Raw genomic sequence first — 17293 nt, 5'->3', positions numbered from 1 at the left:
TTTTAGTCCTCGTATAATGGGAAGGCATCTGTTAATTCTTTAACTGCACTTCTCACTTCTTCTAAGACAGCTTCATTTTCTGCATTCTTAAGGGTTTTAATGATGAGCTCAGCCACTTTGCGACTTTCTTCTTCACCAAATCCACGTGCAGTAATAGCTGCTGCTCCGATACGAATCCCACTTGTCTTGAATGGTGACAAGGTTTCATAAGGAATTGAGTTTTTATTTAGGGTAATATTGACTTCATCCAGCAAGTTTTGAGCAACTTTTCCATTTTCTACAACCTTAGTAACATCCACTAGGAAGAGGTGGTTTTCAGTCCCACCAGAAATGATACGGAAATCAGGATCTTGCAAGAAGACTTCTACCATAGCCTTGCTGTTTTTGATAACATTGGCAGCATATTCCTTGAAGGCTGGATCCAAAACTTCTTTGAAGGAAACAGCCTTCGCAGCAACAACATGCTCCAAAGGACCGCCCTGAATACCTGGGAAAATAGCTGAATTGATTTTCTTAGCAAGTTCTTCGTCATTAGTCAAAATCAAACCACCACGAGGTCCACGAAGGGTTTTGTGGGTCGTTGTTGTAGTGATATGAGCGTATGGTACTGGGCTTGGATGTAGACCAGCAGCAACCAAACCAGCGATATGGGCCATATCCACCATAAGCTTAGCCCCAACGGCATCTGCAATTTCACGGAATTTTGAAAAATCGATAATTTGAGAATAGGCTGACGCACCAGCTACAATCAGTTTTGGTTTTACTTCTTGGGCTTGTTTCAAGATAGCATCAAAGTCCAAGAGTTCCGTTTCAGGGTCAACACTATAAGACACAAAGTTGTAGGTTTGACCAGAGAAGCTGACAGGAGCTCCGTGGGTCAAGTGTCCACCTGCTGCCAAATCCATCCCCATAACCGTATCACCTGGCTCAATCAAGGCCATGTAAGCCGCACAGTTGGCCTGGCTTCCTGAGTGAGGTTGTACATTGGCAAATTTTGCACCGAAAATTTCTTTTGCGCGTTCAATGGCTAGAGATTCTACCACGTCTACTACATCTGTTCCACCATAATAACGGCGGCCTGGGTAGCCTTCGGCGTATTTATTCGTCAAGATAGACCCTTGAGCTGCCATAACAGCCTTGGAAACTACGTTTTCCGAAGCAATCAACTCAATGTTGTTTTGTTGGCGTTCTTCTTCTTTGGCAATAGCATTCCAGAGATCAGCATCATATGCTTTAAAATCATCTTTGTCAAAAATCATAGGTCTTCTCCTTTTATTGTGTGACTAGTCCATTAGTTTAATTCTCTTATAAGAAAATTAAACTAAAAGATGCGAATAAACCGTTTCTGCATTTTATCACAAGTATAACCAACTTTTTCATAAAATGCATGAGCACCCAGACGATGATCGGCAGAGTTTAAGCGGATAAACCCATAACCACGTCTTTTTGCTTCTTCTTCCAACCCTTGTAATAAGCTTTTACCAATACCTTGACCTTGCGCTTGAGGTGAAACTGCTAAGGCTAAAATATTAAATCCTGCTTTAGAATAAAGTGATTCATAGACCTCAGCGTGGACATATCCAAGCAAGACATGACTAGCTGCATCCTCATAGCCAAGTAGGAAATGATGTGAATTCCGAGACAGTCTAGCTAGTTGACTAGCCGTTTCCTCTGAACTAAAAGAATAGCCCAAAGCCTCTTGGTTGATGTCACAAATAGCTTTCACATCTGTTTCTTTCAAATCTCTTAGCATCTCATTCCTCCTCAAAAGAAATCTCTGGCAACTGAGCAAGGATATCCTCTCGCTTAATCGCCCCTTGGCGTAAGATTTTCACCTTGTCTCCAGACAAGTCCACGATAGTTGAATCCTGTCCAGTTAGAAAAGCATCGTCTTCTAGACCCAGAACCTCTTGGTCAAAATCCTCTAGAATTTGATTAAAGGTCACTCCACTTGCCTGACCTGAAATATTGGCAGACGGCCCAATCAAGGGACCTGTCTCTCGAATCAAATCAAGGGTAATGGGGTGACTTGGCATCCGAAATCCAACAGTTGCAAGGCCAGAATTGACCCAATAGGGGACTCTGTCATTAGCTTCGAGAATAATGGTCAAGGGACCTGGTAAAAAGGTCTCTACAAGTTTTTGCAGATAAGTTGGCTGATTCTTTGAAAAGTGCAAGATATCCTCTAAAGAGACAATATTGAGATTGAGCGCCTTGTCTCTGGGACGACGTTTAATCTGGTATACATGATTAACTGCTTTTTCGTCTAGAGCCTTGGCAAAAAGACCGTAAACTGTCTCTGTAGGTAGAACGACAGCTCCACCATTTTCCAACTCTTGTTTAATCCTGTCCATCATCAACCACGACCATCCTATCTTGATCAAATTGGTCCTTAAGTGTTCTTACATGTTTTTCAGGAAGATGCTTCCTAAAAAGTTCAGGAACACTTTGACCTTGCTTGTATCCAATTTCAAGGTAAATCTTACCACCATCTTTGAGATAGTCTTTTGCATCTTCCGCAATTCTACGGTAAATAGCTAGACCATCCTCGTCTGCAAAGAGAGCTAGATGAGGTTCCGAATGCAAAACATTCAAGCCGACCTCTGACACATCTTCACGAGAGATATAGGGTGGATTGGAAACAATTATATCATATTTTTCAGAAATTTCTGTAAAACAGTCAGATTTTTTTAAAAATATTTGAAGATTTTGATTTTTAGTATTTTCGTTAGCTACATCTAAAGCATCTTGGGAAATATCTGCTGCTGTCACTGACCAATCTTGTCTGTTTTTTGCTAGAGCAAGAGCAATAGCTCCACTACCTGTTCCAATATCCAGAACTGAAAGATTCGTCTCAGGATTTTCAGCTAGGATAAGCTCCACCAACTCCTCAGTCTCTGGACGAGGAATCAAAACACGCTCATCAACTTTTAACTGCATTCCGAAGAATTCTGCATGACCAATGATATACTGTGCTGGTTTATGAGCCGCTAACTGCTGGTAAATCTCTTCTACAAATAATTCTTCCTCTTTTGTAACTTCCTGCTGGAGGGCAAAGACAAAGTCTGTAAAAGAGAGATTTTTCAGGCTACGATAGACAAAAGAGAGGCTTTCTGCTTCCTCTCCTTGTCTTATCAACTCTTCTTCAAAATCTGAAAATAATTGAGCTAATTTCATTATTTATTTAATTCTTCTAATTTTTGCGTTTGGTCATAGAGCACCAAGGCATCCACAACTTCATCCAATTTACCAGACAAAATGGTATCTAGTTTTTGGAGGGTTAAACCGATACGGTGGTCTGTGACACGGTTTTGTGGGAAGTTATAAGTACGAATCCGTTCTGAACGGTCACCAGTACCAATAGTCGACTTACGCTCAGCATCTTGTTCATCTTGTGCAATTTGTGCGAAGTGGTCAGCAACACGTGCACGGATGATTTTCATGGCTTTCTCACGGTTCTTCTGCTGGGTACGTTCTTCCTGCATCTCAACCTTGATATTGGTTGGCAAGTGAACGATACGAACGGCAGTCGCAACCTTGTTGACGTTCTGTCCACCAGCACCTGATGCATGATAGATGTCGACACGAAGGTCTTTTGGATCAATATCGTATTCTACTTCTTCGACTTCAGGCATGACAAGAACTGTGGCAGTTGATGTATGGACACGACCTTGGCTTTCTGTCACAGGGACACGTTGCACACGATGGGCACCTGATTCGTACTTGAGTTTAGAGTAAACAGATTGACCTGAAACCATGGCAACCACTTCTTTGAAACCACCGACACCATTCATAGAGGCTTCCATAACTTCAAAGCGCCAGCCTTGGGCTTCCGCATACTTTTGATACATGGTTAGCAAATCCCCAGCAAAAAGTGCTGCTTCATCTCCACCAGCTGCTCCACGGATTTCAAGGATGATATTCTTGTCATCGTTTGGATCTTTTGGAAGGAGCAAAATTTTGAGTTTTTCTTCGTATTCTTCTTTTTCAGCCTTGGCATCTTTGAGTTCTTGCTTGGCCATTTCTTCCAAGTCAGCATCTCCGCCTGATTCCTTAATCATCTCTTCAGCATCAACGATGTTTTGAAGGACTTGTTTATACTCACGGTAGGCTGTTACCGTATCACGAGTAGAAGCCTCTTCTTTGGAAAGTTCCATGAAACGCTTGGTGTCCGAAACCACATCTGGGTCACTGAGCAACTCTCCTAATTCTTCATAACGGTCTTCTACAGCTTGTAGTTGATCATAGATGTTCATTTTTCTTCATTCTCCTTATTGATTTCAGGGGCAAAATAATGTTTACGGCAAACTGAGATATAGGTTTCATTTCCACCAATCTGGATCTGTTCACCATCATAAACGGGCAATCCATCCTGTGTTCGCAAAACCATAGTCGCCTTTTTCTTGCAATACTGACAGATGGTCTTGATTTCGTCAATCTTGTCTGCTAAAAGCAAGAGATATTTGGAACCTTCGAACAGTTCATTGCGAAAGTCATTTTTCAAACCAAAAGCCATGACAGGTATGTCTAACTCATCCACAACACGAGCTAGATCGTAAACATGATGACGCTTGAGAAACTGGGCTTCATCAACCAACACACAGTAAGGTTTTTCTAATAGGTCTCGGATATAGCCAAAGATATCCGTCGTCTCCTCAATCGCAAGGGCTGGGCGTTTCATACCGATTCGACTCGACACATAGCCAACACCGTCACGCGTATCCAGAGCCGAGGTCATAATGACGACACCTTTTCCTTGCTCCTCATAGTTATAGGCCACCTTGAGAATCTCAATGGTCTTACCAGAGTTCATGGTCCCATAACGATAATACAACTGTGCCATGCTTCTTGCTTCACGTCCATTTCTAAATTTTTGCTACATTCTAGTATATCATAATTTTCTTAAGCTTTAAACGGCAAAATGTGGTAAAATAGAAGAAATCAAAACTAGTGGAGGAAGCTATTATGCCATTTGTACGCATCGATTTATTTGAAGGACGCACGCTCGAGCAAAAGAAAGCTCTTGCTAAGGAAGTAACGGAAGCTGTCGTCCGTAATACTGGAGCCCCTCAATCAGCTGTCCATGTCATCATAAACGACATGCCAGAAGGAACTTATTTCCCACAAGGGGAAATGCGCACCAAATAATCTAGCTTAAGCAGAAATGCTTAGGCTTTTTCAATCTCCAAGTAGCATCCATTGAAGAAATAGTTCAAATTTGTTACAATTTGAAAAGAGACTTGGAAAAATTTCCAAGAAAAGAGCTATTAATTAAAGGAAACATTATGATTACACGTGAATTTGATACCATCGCTGCTATCTCTACTCCACTAGGTGAAGGGGCTATTGGTATTGTCCGCCTGAGCGGAACAGACAGTTTTGCTATTGCGCAAAAGATTTTTAAAGGAAAAGACTTGAACAAGGTTGCCAGCCACACTCTCAACTACGGTCACATTATTGATCCTCAGACAGGAAAAGTCATGGACGAGGTTATGGTTGGAGCTATGAAGTCTCCAAAGACCTTCACTCGTGAAGATATTATCGAGATTAACACCCACGGTGGGATTGCGGTGACTAATGAAATTCTCCAGCTAGCTATTCGTGAAGGAGCTAGGTTGGCAGAACCTGGTGAATTTACCAAACGTGCCTTTCTAAATGGTCGCGTAGACTTGACTCAGGCTGAAGCGGTAATGGATATCATCCGTGCCAAAACTGACAAGGCCATGAACATTGCGGTCAAACAACTAGATGGTTCCCTTTCTGACCTCATTAATAATACCCGCCAAGAAATCCTTAACACACTTGCCCAAGTTGAGGTCAATATCGACTATCCTGAGTATGACGATGTTGAAGAAGCGACTACTGCTGTTGTCCGAGAGAAAACTATGGAGTTTGAACAATTGCTAACCAATCTCCTTAGAACAGCCCGTCGCGGTAAAATCCTTCGGGAAGGAATTTCGACAGCTATCATCGGCCGTCCCAACGTTGGAAAATCAAGCCTTCTCAATAACCTCCTGCGTGAAGACAAGGCTATCGTGACAGATATTGCTGGTACGACACGTGATGTCATCGAAGAGTACGTCAACATCAACGGTGTTCCTCTAAAATTAATTGACACAGCAGGTATTCGTGAAACAGATGATATCGTTGAACAAATCGGTGTTGAGCGTTCGAAAAAAGCTCTTAAGGAAGCTGACTTGGTTCTGCTAGTACTAAACGCTAGCGAGCCCTTAACTGCCCAAGACCGACAACTTCTTGAGATTAGCCAAGATACAAACCGCATTATTCTACTTAATAAAACAGACCTACCTGAGGTCATCGAAACCGAGGAACTTCCAGAAGATGTCATCCGTATTTCAGTCCTTAAAAATCAAAACATTGATAAGATTGAAGATAGAATCAACAACCTCTTCTTTGAAAATGCTGGTTTGGTTGAGCAAGACGCAACCTACCTATCAAATGCCCGTCACATTTCCTTGATTGAGAAGGCTGTTGAAAGCCTACAAGCTGTTAATGAAGGTCTTGAACTGGGGATGCCTGTTGATTTGCTTCAAGTTGATTTGACTCGTACTTGGGAAATACTTGGTGAAATCACAGGTGATGCGGCTCCTGATGAACTCATCACCCAACTCTTTAGCCAATTCTGTTTAGGAAAATAAGAAATCCATGATCGTTCATTCGGTCATGGATTTTATTGTCGTCATTAATAATCTGGTCTTAAGACACCTGTTACAGTTGCTTTAGTTGCTTCGTAGTCGCCATCTACGACAACCTTGATAATTCGTTTGGCATCTTCTTCTGGTGCTGGAACTAGAGGTAGACGAGTTGGTCCAGCTTCAAATCCCATATAGTTAAGAACGGCCTTGACTGGAGCAGGACTTGGGTAAGAGAAGAGAGCATTAACCTTAGGAATGAATTTACGTTGAATAGCTGCTGCTTTCTTCATATCGCTTTCTTCAATGGCCATAAACATCTCGTGCATTTCATCCCCATTTGTATGGGAGGCAACAGAAATAACCCCATCCGCACCAAGGTTCATGGCATGGAAAGCATCTCCATCTTCACCAGTATACACTAAGAACTCTTCTGGTTTGTGCTCAATCAAGTAAGCCATATTAGCCAAGCTAGTACATTCTTTGACACCGATAATATTTGGATGGTCAGCCAAACGAAGCATAGTTTCTGGAGTTAGTTCAACAACCACACGCCCAGGAATGTTATAGATAATAATTGGTAGGTCAGAAGCATCTGCAATGGCTTTAAAGTGCTGGTACATTCCTTCTTGCGAAGGTTTGTTGTAGTAAGGAACAATAGCAAGCCCAGCAGCAAAACCACCAAATTCTGCTACTTCTTTGACAAACTCAATAGAGTCACGCGTATCATTGGTACCCACACCCGCAATCAAAGGAACACGTCCATTGACAACTTTTTGTACAGCCGCAAAGAGCTCCAACTCTTCATCATGAGTCAATGTCGGACTCTCAGCAGTGGTACCTGCGAGAAGAATTCCATCCGTATGATGCGCCAACAGATGCTCAATCAAGGCTGGAATGGCCTCAAAGTTGATGGAACCATCCTCGTGGAAGGGAGTAATAAAGGCTGTGATGATTTTACACTCTTTTAAATCTTTATAAGACATGAGAAACACCTCTCTATTTCAAAGAAGGAGTTCATCTGAACTCCTAAACAATATGACTATTTTAATTCAAATTTCAATTCAGCTGTTGGTCGAACCAATCCACGTTCGTGAAGAGTTTCTGCGATCTGAACTGAGTTCCAAGCAGCACCTTTGAGAAGGTTATCTGAAACAACCCACATGTGGATTCCTTTTTCAGCATCCAAGTCTTTACGGATACGACCAACAAAGGTATCACGTGAACCCACTGCATTAATGGCTTGAGGATAGATTTGATGAGCTACATCATCTTCAAGAACAGCACCTGGGAAGGCTGCGATAGCTGCTTTCACTTCTTCAATTGGAGCCACTTCTTTTGTTTCGATGTAAACAGACTCAGAGTGAGCTGACAAGACTGGAATACGCACACATGTTGCAGATACTGCAATGCTATCATCTTCCATAATTTTCTTAGTTTCTTTAGTCATCTTCATCTCTTCGTAAGTGTAATCATTGTCAGTGAAGACATCAATTTGTGGAAGAGCATTGAAGGCGATAGGATAATGTTTCTTATCCCCACCTGAAGGCAAGATTTCAGCATGTAAATCACGTGGTTTCACTCCATCATTCAAGACTTCACGAAGTTCACGTTGTGTCTCAAGAATTGCTCCCATACCAGCACCTGAAACGGCTTGGTAAGTTGAAACGATGATACGATCCAAGCCCCATTTTTGACGGACAGGTTCAAGCGCCACCATCATTTGGATAGTTGAACAGTTAGGGCAGGCAATGATACCATTGTGAGCATCAAGTGCGTGAGCATTGACCTCTGGAACAACCAAAGGAACATCTGGATTTTGGCGGAAGTAAGATGTATTATCTACTACTACCGCGCCAGCCTTCACTGCGTATGGTGCATACTTAGCTGATGTAGAACCACCTGCTGAAAAGAGAGCAATATCAACTCCTTCAAAAGCTGTTTCAGTCGTTTCTTCAATCGTAATATCTTGATCTTTAAATTTCAAAGTCTTGCCTGCTGAACGTGCAGAAGCAAGTAAGCGAATTTTATCGATTGGAAGTGTTGATTCTTCCAACATTTTTATCATCTGAGCACCGACAGCACCTGTCGCGCCGACTACAGCAACTGTATATCCCATAAGTAACCTCTTTCGGAATTTTCTAAAAATTTCTATAATAGATGTATTATACTACTTTTTCCATGAATTGCAAAGCTTTTTCATCATTTTTTGGAAAATAAAAATCCCCAGTCGCTAGACCAGGGACTAAGAGGCATCTTCATGTGATGAGCAGGTTCACACAACTCATCAAGGTCCGCTCCTGCGTTATGACCTCCTTATGCTCAATAGTAGTTCGAAGACTACCTATCGACTCATCGCATCTACTATTCTACTAAAGAGAATCACTTTTGTCAACAGACGAAACTCTTTATACTATTCGAAAATCTCTTCAAACTTCGTCAGCGTCACCTTACCGTATGTATGGTTACTGACTTCGTCAGTTTCATCTACAACCTCAAAACAGTGTTTTGAGCAACCTGCGGCTAGCTTTCTAGTTTGCTCTTTGATTTTCATTGAGTATTAGTTTCATTTACACAGCTGAATAGAAATATCTTTGAAAAATTTGGGGCAGATTTGATGCAAACATAACAAAAACTCTTGTAAACCAAGAGCTTTTCTGTCTATTTCATGCTAATTGCCGGGATTGAACCGGCGACCTCATCCTTACCATGGATGCGCTCTGCCAACTGAGCTAAATCAGCTTACTTAAAAAGTATACTATAGTTAGAAAAACTTGTCAAGTTTCCTTAGAAATTTTCCATAAGAAAAAGCCAGGTAAGAGCTACCTAGCTTATCTAATTCTATTTGCTTAAATCGATTCGACGACCAATTTTACCGATAATAATCGCTCCAATAATCAATGAGGCAAATTCACCAATCCCTGTTGTAAACCAAGTAAGGAAAAATGGTAATTGCGCTACGATATTCAACTCGGCAGCGATAGTAAACATAGAAATTGAAAAGAGGATTGAGAAGAAGAAATGATCTTTTCGAATCAAACCGTTAAAAAGATAATCCTTGCTGTATTTTGCAAAAAGCCAAACACCTAGACTGAGGAATACTAAGGTTGATCCACCACCAACAAAAACATCTAGCAGTCCGAAGCTAAAGAAATTAGCAATCATACAGCCAATGGTAACTCCGATGATGTACTTGGGATTGTAAAAAGCCATAAAATTCATCATTTCTGAAATACGGAACTGATAAGCGCCATAGCTAATGGCATTTAGGGGGGGTGTGACAGTCAAAACGACATAGATAGCAGCAACGATTGCAATATCTGCTACATCACGAATAGTTAATTTTTTCATCTTTTCTCCTTTGGCGGTTTCCCGCGTATAATATGCTTGGTGAAAGAAGCTAAGCACCAAGGGTTGCTTGAATCAACCTTACTAGTATAGCACAATAGACTGCTTTATGCTATACTAAAAACATGAAAAAACGTATTCAAAGTCTCGTGAAAAATGAGCTTTTACTCTATCTCTTTTTTGGAATAGCCACTACTCTTGTTTCTATCCTATCCAGATTAGTCATTTATCAACTAACTCATAGAGAACTCCTTGCTACTGGACTCGCAAATAGTATCGGTATCCTGTTTGCGTTTATTACAAATGATACAATTGTATTCAAGCAAGCTAGGCAAAATTGGCCAAACCGTTTAATGAAATTTACTCTTGCCCGCCTTTCTACTTTTCTTTTAGATTTGCTTTTAACTTTTCTCTTTGTGACTCAGTTTCCTAATATTATCGGACAATTTGTAAATAATAATATTAATAGGGTGAATGGTATTGAAACAGTTCTTGCACAATTATTGATAATTATCCTCAATTACATTTTTAGTAAGGTATTTATTTTTAAAAAATAAGAAAAAATTTAAGCATATAGCTTGCAAGAACTTCTTAATTAATATATAATAAAGTGTAAAAAATTTTTGAAAGGAAATTATGAAAATGTTAAAAGATCTTAAAGCATTCTTGCTTCGTGGTAATGTTGTTGACCTTGCTGTCGGTGTGATCATTGCCACTGCTTTTGGTGCAATCGTTACATCACTTGTTAACGATATCATCACTCCACTTATTTTGAATCCAGCCTTGGAAGCTGCGAAAGTACAAAACATCGCTGAGCTTGCTTGGAATGGTGTTACATATGGTAAATTCTTGAGCGCTGTTATCAACTTCCTAGTTATCGGTACTGTTCTCTTCTTCGTTATCAAAGGTATTGAAAAAGCTCAAAGCCTTACTAAGAAGGAAGAAGCTGCTGAGGAAGCTCCAGCTGGTCCAACTGAGTTGGAAGTACTTCAAGAAATCAAAGCCCTTCTTGAGAAAAAATAATCAATTAAAAGGATCTAGCACAAAGCTAAATCCTTTTTCTTTACTCTTTTGGTAACTTACCTGCTTTCTCAAGCATTTTCTTGATAAGATAAGGCATCTTAACATTTTCCCGACCTTTTTTCTCAATCAGTTTTTTCACAAATTCTGGCATTTGTAAATCTTCAGATTCAGCCAAAATATTTTTAGTCTCATCTGAAGGAACTAGCTCATCAAAGGTTTCTTCTTCTGGGAGAAATTCCTTAAATTCTTGATGTTCATTGGCTCTGACTGTATTGACCAAGGCATCAATCAAACGAGAATCTGTATTTGGCATTGGTGGACGATGATAGTTCACCCCCAATTCCTGACACAAGTCATAACATTCCACATCGTTGTCAAACAAGACTTCAATATGCTCGCTGATGAAGCTGATAGGAACAAAAATATAATGGTCTGGATGTTCTTTCTGTTCTCTAAGATACTCCAAGACATCTGGCTTAATCCATGGAATCCCGATATCACTCTCACTTTGCCAGGTATTTGTATATTGCTCGGAACTCAAACCTAGTTTTTCAGCAACTAACTTGCTATTTTCAAAAATTTGGTCGATATAAGGATCACCAAAATCTAAGGCAAAAATGGGCACACTATGGGCTGAAAAGATGACTTTAAATCTATCCTGCTTTACTTCTTCTTTTAAAATCTTAGCAATTTCATCTGCCCAATATTTTAATAGCGCTTTTTCTTGATACCAGTCCTTAATGACTAAAAATTTAATTTGTTTGCTTTCTAAAAATTTCTCATAGCCCATGACAGAGTAGAAAGAATAATGGGGCTCCAAAATCAAGCAAATACACTGCTCGATTCCGTCTGCTTCCATCTGACCAATCACATCTGGGATAAAAGGTCTAGAAAACTTATTAGCAAAATAAACACTATACTCATTCCCCAGTCTAGCTTCTACTAAGGCAACCTCTTCACGGGTAATTCTTTGCAGAGGCGTACCTCCAATAAGTACATAATTATCATAGAGTGTTTGAATCTCGTGGTCTTGAGGTCTCACTCCACGACGAATATTTGTGAAAAAATCAGCCACACCTTCAAAGGTAATCTCTTCTGGTGAACCGAAAGTCATCATTAAAATTGCTTTTTTCATAATCGCTTCCTTGTGATATTTTTATCAAGTTTATTTTATCATTTATCCATTAATAAGTAAACGCCAACATAGCGAATTTCTCTAACTTCTGTCTTTTGTTTTTCTTTTCTTTCTATGATACAATGGAAAAAATGAATTCAAAAGGAGTTTTTTATGACTTACCCCAATCTCTTGGACCGCTTCTTAACCTATGTTAAGGTTAACACGCGCTCTGATGAACACTCTACTACTACTCCAAGTACGCAGAGTCAGGTAGATTTTGCTACAAATGTTCTTATTCCTGAAATGAAACGTGTTGGATTACAAAATGTTTATTATCTACCAAACGGTTTTGCAATTGGAACCTTACCAGCCAATGATCCATCTTTAACACGTAAGATTGGCTTTATATCTCACATGGATACTGCTGATTTTAATGCCGAAGGAGTCAATCCACAGGTAATTGAAAACTACGATGGTGGTGTGATTGAACTTGGAAATTCTGGTTTCAAACTCGATCCAGCTGACTTTAAGAGTCTTGAAAAATATCCAGGACAAACACTCATCACAACTGATGGAACAACTTTGCTAGGGGCTGATGACAAGTCAGGAATAGCTGAGATTATGACAGCCATTGAATATCTGACTGCCCATCCTGAAATTAAGCACTGTGAGATTCGTGTTGGTTTTGGTCCAGATGAAGAAATCGGTGTTGGTGCTAATAAATTTGATGCAGAGGATTTTGATGTGGACTTTGCCTACACTGTTGATGGAGGACCACTAGGTGAACTTCAATACGAGACCTTCTCAGCAGCTGGGGCTGAATTGCATTTCCAAGGACGTAATGTCCACCCTGGTACTGCTAAAGGTCAGATGGTCAATGCCCTTCAGCTAGCAATTGATTTTCATAATCAACTTCCAGAGAATGACCGACCTGAGTTAACTGAAGGTTACCAAGGGTTCTACCATCTTATGGATGTGACAGGTAGTGTCGAGGAGGCACGTGCAAGCTATATCATTCGTGATTTTGAAAAAGATGCCTTTGAAGCGCGTAAAGCAGCTATGCAGTCTATCGCTGATAAGATGAATCAAGAACTTGGTAGCGACCGTGTCACCCTAAATTTGACAGACCAGTACTACAATATGAAAGAAGTCATTGAAAAAGATATGACTCCAATTACCATTGCCAAAGCCGTTATGGAAGATTTAGGGATCACGCCTATTATCGAACCAATCCGTGGAGGGACAGACGGCTCTAAGATTTCCTTTATGGGAATCCCAACTCCTAATATCTTTGCGGGTGGAGAAAATATGCACGGACGTTTTGAATACGTCAGTCTTCAGACCATGGAACGTGCAGTTGATACCATCATTGGTATCGTAGCTTATAAAGACTAAAAAGACGAGGTAGCTCAGCTACTTCGCCTTTCTTTTTATTCTGCTGGTTTTTCTTGATTTCCAGTACTTGTTGTAGATTCTGTTGTTTCCTTTTCTGAAGCTGATTCAGCAGGTTTAGAATCTGTTGCGTTGCTTGGTTTGTTTTCGTCGCTTATTGTTTCACTGTTAGATTCTGCAGCAACGTTTGGTTGGTTCTCAGCACTGGTCTTATCACCATTTGCTTCGGCATTTGTTGCTGGAGTTGCTTCTTCACTTGCGCTTGATTTTGACTTGATTTCTTGATTCAAAACTAGGATAGCTTTTGTCAATTCAAGTAAAGCGGCTTTATCCTTACTCTTAGCAGAAAGTTGATCTAGCAATGCATCTACTTTATCAAAGTCTGCATCAGAACCCTTATTGTTTTCTAAATAAGCATGAAGCGACATAAGAGTATCGTAGAGTTTTTGATAAAGTACAAGTGTCTGAGGATCTTGCTCAGCATTTTCCTTTTCTTGTTGAAGGGCGCTAGCGATACGAGTCAAGACATCTTTCACCTGACTGTTTACTTCATCCAAGTCTGCATCAGCCTTGTTTGTGGCAGCTTTTAGATTTTCTACTTCTTCTGCCAAGGATTGTCTGATTCCTTCTTCTTGGATTTGTTCCAAGAGTTGATTTGCCTTGCTCAAAAGACTTTCTACTTCTTCCTTGCTAACATGATTGACATGTTCTTCAGGCATAAAGTCTCCGTACAATTCTTTCAAGAAGCCATAAATAGCTGTCTTGGCAGTTTGGTTATCTACTTTTTCAGTATCTAGAACAGTCTGAATCGATTTAGCAGTAGTTGGTTGAGCTTTCAAAGCTTCTTCCACTTCTTGTTTTGCCTGATAGATGCTTGGGAATAATTTGTTCAATTCTGCTGCCTTAAGGAAGGATTGAGATTGATACAAGGTCCAAGTCAACTGAGCTACTTTATTACGAAGTTCATCACTCAAACGACCGTCATTTACGTGTTCGTAGAAATACTTGATGTATTCAACTGTTGTAACACCTGTTCGATCATTAAAGTCTTGAAGAGCTTGAAGTTGTGATTCAACAGCTGCTAAAGCAGCTTCATCTTTAGCCAATTTAGCTTCTTGGAGTCGAACGAGAAGGTCTTTCTTCGGAAGTCCATAAGAGTCTGTATCCAGTGTATTGATTTTATCAATCAAGACCTGATATTTCTTATCTAGAGCACTGGTTTCAACAGGTTTGACACTTTCATCAATATGGATATATTGCTTATCAAAGAGATCAAGGGTTGCAAGATAACCTGCTGTAGAGTTAGTTGCCAGTTTCTTCATGTTTTCAGTAAACTGGCCTAAAGCTAACTCAATCTGTCTTTGTTCGATAGGCTTGTCTTTGTAGATACTTCTGCTATCAGCTAGAAGTTGATCCACTTTTTCCAAGACTGCCTTCTCATCAAAAGCTCCAGGTTGATAATTGGATTGTAGAGCTGGAATCTTGTTTTTCAAAGCCACTTCATAACCCTTCGTTTGAACCTTGATGTAATGATTGTGGTCGCCATGAGGAATCACAAAACTACCATTTTCTACCTGCAAGCTATATGGAGATACACCATCACGTAAGGCAGTAGTATAGAGTTCATTTAAGAAATCAAGTTCTGGATTTCCAGTTTGGAGTGGCAAACGAACATGTTCCTTACGAACAGCATATGGATGGATATGAGTTGGATCGTAGGCTTGGTCTGGATTTCCAAAGACAAAGAAGCCGTTTGAAATTCTAATCGCTTCAAGTGGAACACCATAAGTTTTAGAGATATAAGCAATCTTTTCTTCATCGCTAGCATCTCTTGAAAAAGACTCTACCGTTTTAGCAAGAGGTTTTACAGATTCTGCATCATGATGTGTTTTCAGATGATCCTGTGCGGCCTTAATTTGCTCCGCTGTCAAGTCCTTCTTGAAGAAATAATGATTGTGGTCACCGTGTGACATGACAAAGCCTTGTTCATCCTCACTGATGACACGATTAGCATCAAAACCGTGATCATGGTCTTCATCATGATCGTCATCATGATCGTCATCGTGAGCTGGATTTGGTGTTGATGTATTTGCCTCTTTCAAGTGGTCTTGCGCTGCCTTAATTTGGTCTGCTGTCAAATCCTTCTTGAAGAAGTAATGATTATGGTCACCATGACTCATGATAAATCCTGATTCATCTTCCGCAATAATACGATTGGCATCAAAGCCGTGTCCACCTTCTTCATGTTCCTCATGTGAAACACCTGGATTGATTGGAAGTGATGGCGAAGGTGTTGTTAGACCATTGTTTGGAAGAGTCGGTTGACCAATTTGATTTGCCTTAGGAATGTAATGGAAATGGTCACCATGTCTTACGATATAAGCTGTAGCTGTTTCTTCGACAATATCTTTTGGATTAAAGATATAACCATCAGATGTTGCAGAAATTCCCTTATTAGAAGTCAATGAAGTATGATTCAATGTAGATGGATTACTTGGAAGACTTCCTAGACTAGACATTACTTCATTAGATTTTTCATTTGTAGAAACCGTAGAACCAGTTCCACCGATAGGCACCATTCTGGCAATCTTTTCTTCCAAAGCAGAGAGCTTGCTATAAGGAATAAAGTGATAATGATCGCCGTGCGGAATTGCAACTCCATTCGGTGTACGACTGACAATCTTAGCAGGGTCAAAGACCAGGCCATCTGATTCACTGTAACGTTGGTCGCTAGGTGAATCATAGAGTTCTTTCAATAGACTTTGGAGATTTTCAACTTTGCTTTCTGGCTTGCTAGTTGATCCTTGTACTGAAGATTGAGTATTATTATCACTAGCTGCTGAAGAATAACTTAACTGACTCGGTTGCGTATTTTTGCCCGCTAGATGAGCTTTTGCTGCTGCTAATTCGCTAGCAGATAAATCACTTTTTGGAATATAATGATAGTGACCACCGTGAGGAACAATATAAGCATCACCAGTATCTTCGATAATATCAGCTGGATTAAAGACATAACCATCATCTGTCGTATAGCGTCCCTGAGACCTTGCTACAGCAACATCAGAGCTGACCTTCTCATTATCTTTGACATGTTCTTGTTTTTGACGGTTGATTTCATCTTTAGTTCGAATATTATCAGCATGAGCTGCATCTTTCAGGTAGACATAATATTTTCCATCTACCTTGATGATATAACCACCCTTGACTTCATTGACAATATCTCCATCCTTAAGTTGATAGTTTGGATCCTTCATCAAAAGTTCTTCACTAAAGAGGGCATCATAAGGAACTTTCCCGTTATAATAATGATAGTGATCACCGTGTGACGTCACATAGCCCTGATCTGTAATTTTGATGACAATTTGCTCAGCCTGAATTCCTTCTTTCTGGCTAACCTGATCTGGTGTCAAGTTTTCAGTTTTCTGACTTGACTGACTGCCATCCACATAAGAGACACGATTATTGTCCTTATTTTCCTGCGAGCGATGCTGGTTCAGTGCATAGGCGCAAAGACTCAAGGATACGATAACAGCTGATCCGGCTGCAATATACTTTTTACTGAATTTCATAAATCCCTCATTTCAATAAATGATGAAGCTTTTCTTAACTTCTTTTTCTCGGTTAAACAGTTTTTCTAAACTGGTTATTTAACCAATTAATTAACCAGTAAATAGTTTACCTTTTTTAAGTTTATCTGTCAAGATTTTTATGTCATTTTAAAAAAATAAAAGCCAGTATTGCTACTGACTCTTACATCATA

The 17293-nt window shown here is 40.0% G+C and carries 17 protein-coding genes, 1 tRNA gene and 1 riboswitch; of the genes, 5 read left to right on the top strand and 13 right to left on the bottom strand.

Annotated features, from left to right (window positions below):
• Positions 1-2 precede the first annotated feature (2 nt).
• From glyA to ACERDH_RS01275, 6 genes are all read right to left on the bottom strand, one after another.
• Positions 3-1259 carry a serine hydroxymethyltransferase gene (gene glyA, locus ACERDH_RS01300; RefSeq protein WP_386681833.1) on the bottom strand — a complete coding sequence of 419 codons (1257 nt, stop codon included), beginning with the start codon at positions 1257-1259 and terminating at the stop codon, positions 3-5.
• A gap of 62 nt (positions 1260-1321) precedes the next feature.
• Positions 1322-1753 carry a GNAT family N-acetyltransferase gene (locus ACERDH_RS01295; RefSeq protein ID WP_386681830.1) on the bottom strand — a complete coding sequence of 144 codons (432 nt, stop codon included), beginning with the start codon at positions 1751-1753 and terminating at the stop codon, positions 1322-1324.
• Position 1754: 1 nt separating this feature from the next.
• Positions 1755-2357: an L-threonylcarbamoyladenylate synthase gene (locus ACERDH_RS01290; protein ID WP_386681827.1), complete on the bottom strand. Its 603-nt coding sequence runs from the start codon at positions 2355-2357 to the stop codon at positions 1755-1757.
• Positions 2341-3177, bottom strand: coding sequence for a peptide chain release factor N(5)-glutamine methyltransferase (gene prmC / locus ACERDH_RS01285; RefSeq protein ID WP_386681824.1), 837 nt, complete (start codon positions 3175-3177; stop codon positions 2341-2343). The genes ACERDH_RS01290 and prmC overlap by 17 nt, the downstream gene beginning before the upstream one ends.
• Positions 3177-4256, bottom strand: a complete 1080-nt coding sequence (gene prfA / locus ACERDH_RS01280; protein WP_001028815.1) for a peptide chain release factor 1 — start codon at positions 4254-4256, stop codon at positions 3177-3179. The genes prmC and prfA overlap by 1 nt, the downstream gene beginning before the upstream one ends.
• Positions 4253-4843 (bottom strand): thymidine kinase, encoded by a 591-nt coding sequence (locus tag ACERDH_RS01275; RefSeq protein WP_386681818.1) that lies wholly within the window; start codon positions 4841-4843, stop codon positions 4253-4255. Before ACERDH_RS01275 ends, prfA begins: the two co-directional genes overlap by 4 nt.
• 122 nt (positions 4844-4965) lie before the next feature.
• Here ACERDH_RS01275 and ACERDH_RS01270 point away from each other — a divergent pair, with 122 nt between their 5' ends.
• Both ACERDH_RS01270 and mnmE read left to right on the top strand, forming a co-directional pair.
• Positions 4966-5148, top strand: a complete 183-nt coding sequence (locus ACERDH_RS01270) for a 4-oxalocrotonate tautomerase (protein ID WP_001117401.1) — start codon at positions 4966-4968, stop codon at positions 5146-5148.
• A gap of 137 nt (positions 5149-5285) precedes the next feature.
• Entirely contained in the window at positions 5286-6659 is a 1374-nt protein-coding gene (mnmE, locus tag ACERDH_RS01265) for a tRNA uridine-5-carboxymethylaminomethyl(34) synthesis GTPase MnmE (protein ID WP_386681606.1), read from the top strand.
• Between the two features lie 44 nt (positions 6660-6703).
• On the opposite strand, the gene dapA is transcribed toward mnmE, so the two are convergent.
• From dapA to ACERDH_RS01240, 5 genes are all read right to left on the bottom strand, one after another.
• Positions 6704-7639, bottom strand: coding sequence for a 4-hydroxy-tetrahydrodipicolinate synthase (dapA, locus tag ACERDH_RS01260; protein ID WP_386681603.1), 936 nt, complete (start codon positions 7637-7639; stop codon positions 6704-6706).
• Between the two features lie 56 nt (positions 7640-7695).
• Positions 7696-8772, bottom strand: coding sequence for an aspartate-semialdehyde dehydrogenase (locus tag ACERDH_RS01255; protein ID WP_000542462.1), 1077 nt, complete (start codon positions 8770-8772; stop codon positions 7696-7698).
• Between the two features lie 294 nt (positions 8773-9066).
• Positions 9067-9207 carry a hypothetical protein gene (locus tag ACERDH_RS01250; RefSeq protein WP_386681598.1) on the bottom strand — a complete coding sequence of 47 codons (141 nt, stop codon included), beginning with the start codon at positions 9205-9207 and terminating at the stop codon, positions 9067-9069.
• A 115-nt stretch (positions 9208-9322) separates the two neighbouring features.
• A tRNA-Thr gene (locus ACERDH_RS01245) sits at positions 9323-9395 on the bottom strand.
• Positions 9396-9494: 99 nt separating this feature from the next.
• Complete coding sequence (locus ACERDH_RS01240) at positions 9495-10004, bottom strand: QueT transporter family protein (protein WP_000737072.1); 510 nt, start codon at positions 10002-10004, stop codon at positions 9495-9497.
• A riboswitch (PreQ1 riboswitch) is annotated at positions 10002-10098 on the bottom strand. It overlaps the preceding gene by 3 nt.
• Positions 10099-10126: 28 nt before the next feature.
• Here ACERDH_RS01240 and ACERDH_RS01235 point away from each other — a divergent pair.
• A complete protein-coding gene (locus tag ACERDH_RS01235) occupies positions 10127-10558 on the top strand; it encodes a GtrA family protein (RefSeq protein ID WP_386681595.1) in 432 nt (143 codons plus the stop codon).
• Between the two features lie 85 nt (positions 10559-10643).
• Entirely contained in the window at positions 10644-11024 is a 381-nt protein-coding gene (gene mscL / locus ACERDH_RS01230) for a large conductance mechanosensitive channel protein MscL (protein WP_000910205.1), read from the top strand.
• Positions 11025-11064: 40 nt separating this feature from the next.
• Here mscL and hemH read toward each other — a convergent pair whose 3' ends face one another.
• Positions 11065-12159 (bottom strand): ferrochelatase, encoded by a 1095-nt coding sequence (hemH, locus tag ACERDH_RS01225; RefSeq protein ID WP_386681591.1) that lies wholly within the window; start codon positions 12157-12159, stop codon positions 11065-11067.
• Between the two features lie 153 nt (positions 12160-12312).
• On the opposite strand from hemH, the gene pepT reads away from it, so the two are divergent.
• Positions 12313-13536 carry a peptidase T gene (gene pepT / locus ACERDH_RS01220; protein WP_115904300.1) on the top strand — a complete coding sequence of 408 codons (1224 nt, stop codon included), beginning with the start codon at positions 12313-12315 and terminating at the stop codon, positions 13534-13536.
• A 35-nt stretch (positions 13537-13571) separates the two neighbouring features.
• Here the strand turns inward: pepT and ACERDH_RS01215 are convergent, their stop codons facing one another.
• Positions 13572-17102 carry a pneumococcal-type histidine triad protein gene (locus tag ACERDH_RS01215; RefSeq protein ID WP_386681588.1) on the bottom strand — a complete coding sequence of 1177 codons (3531 nt, stop codon included), beginning with the start codon at positions 17100-17102 and terminating at the stop codon, positions 13572-13574.
• Positions 17103-17293 lie beyond the last annotated feature (191 nt).

The sequence above is a fragment of the Streptococcus bovismuti genome, from assembly GCF_042436615.2.
Classification (GTDB): domain Bacteria; phylum Bacillota; class Bacilli; order Lactobacillales; family Streptococcaceae; genus Streptococcus.
This window is presented reverse-complemented; position numbering and strand designations above follow the sequence as displayed.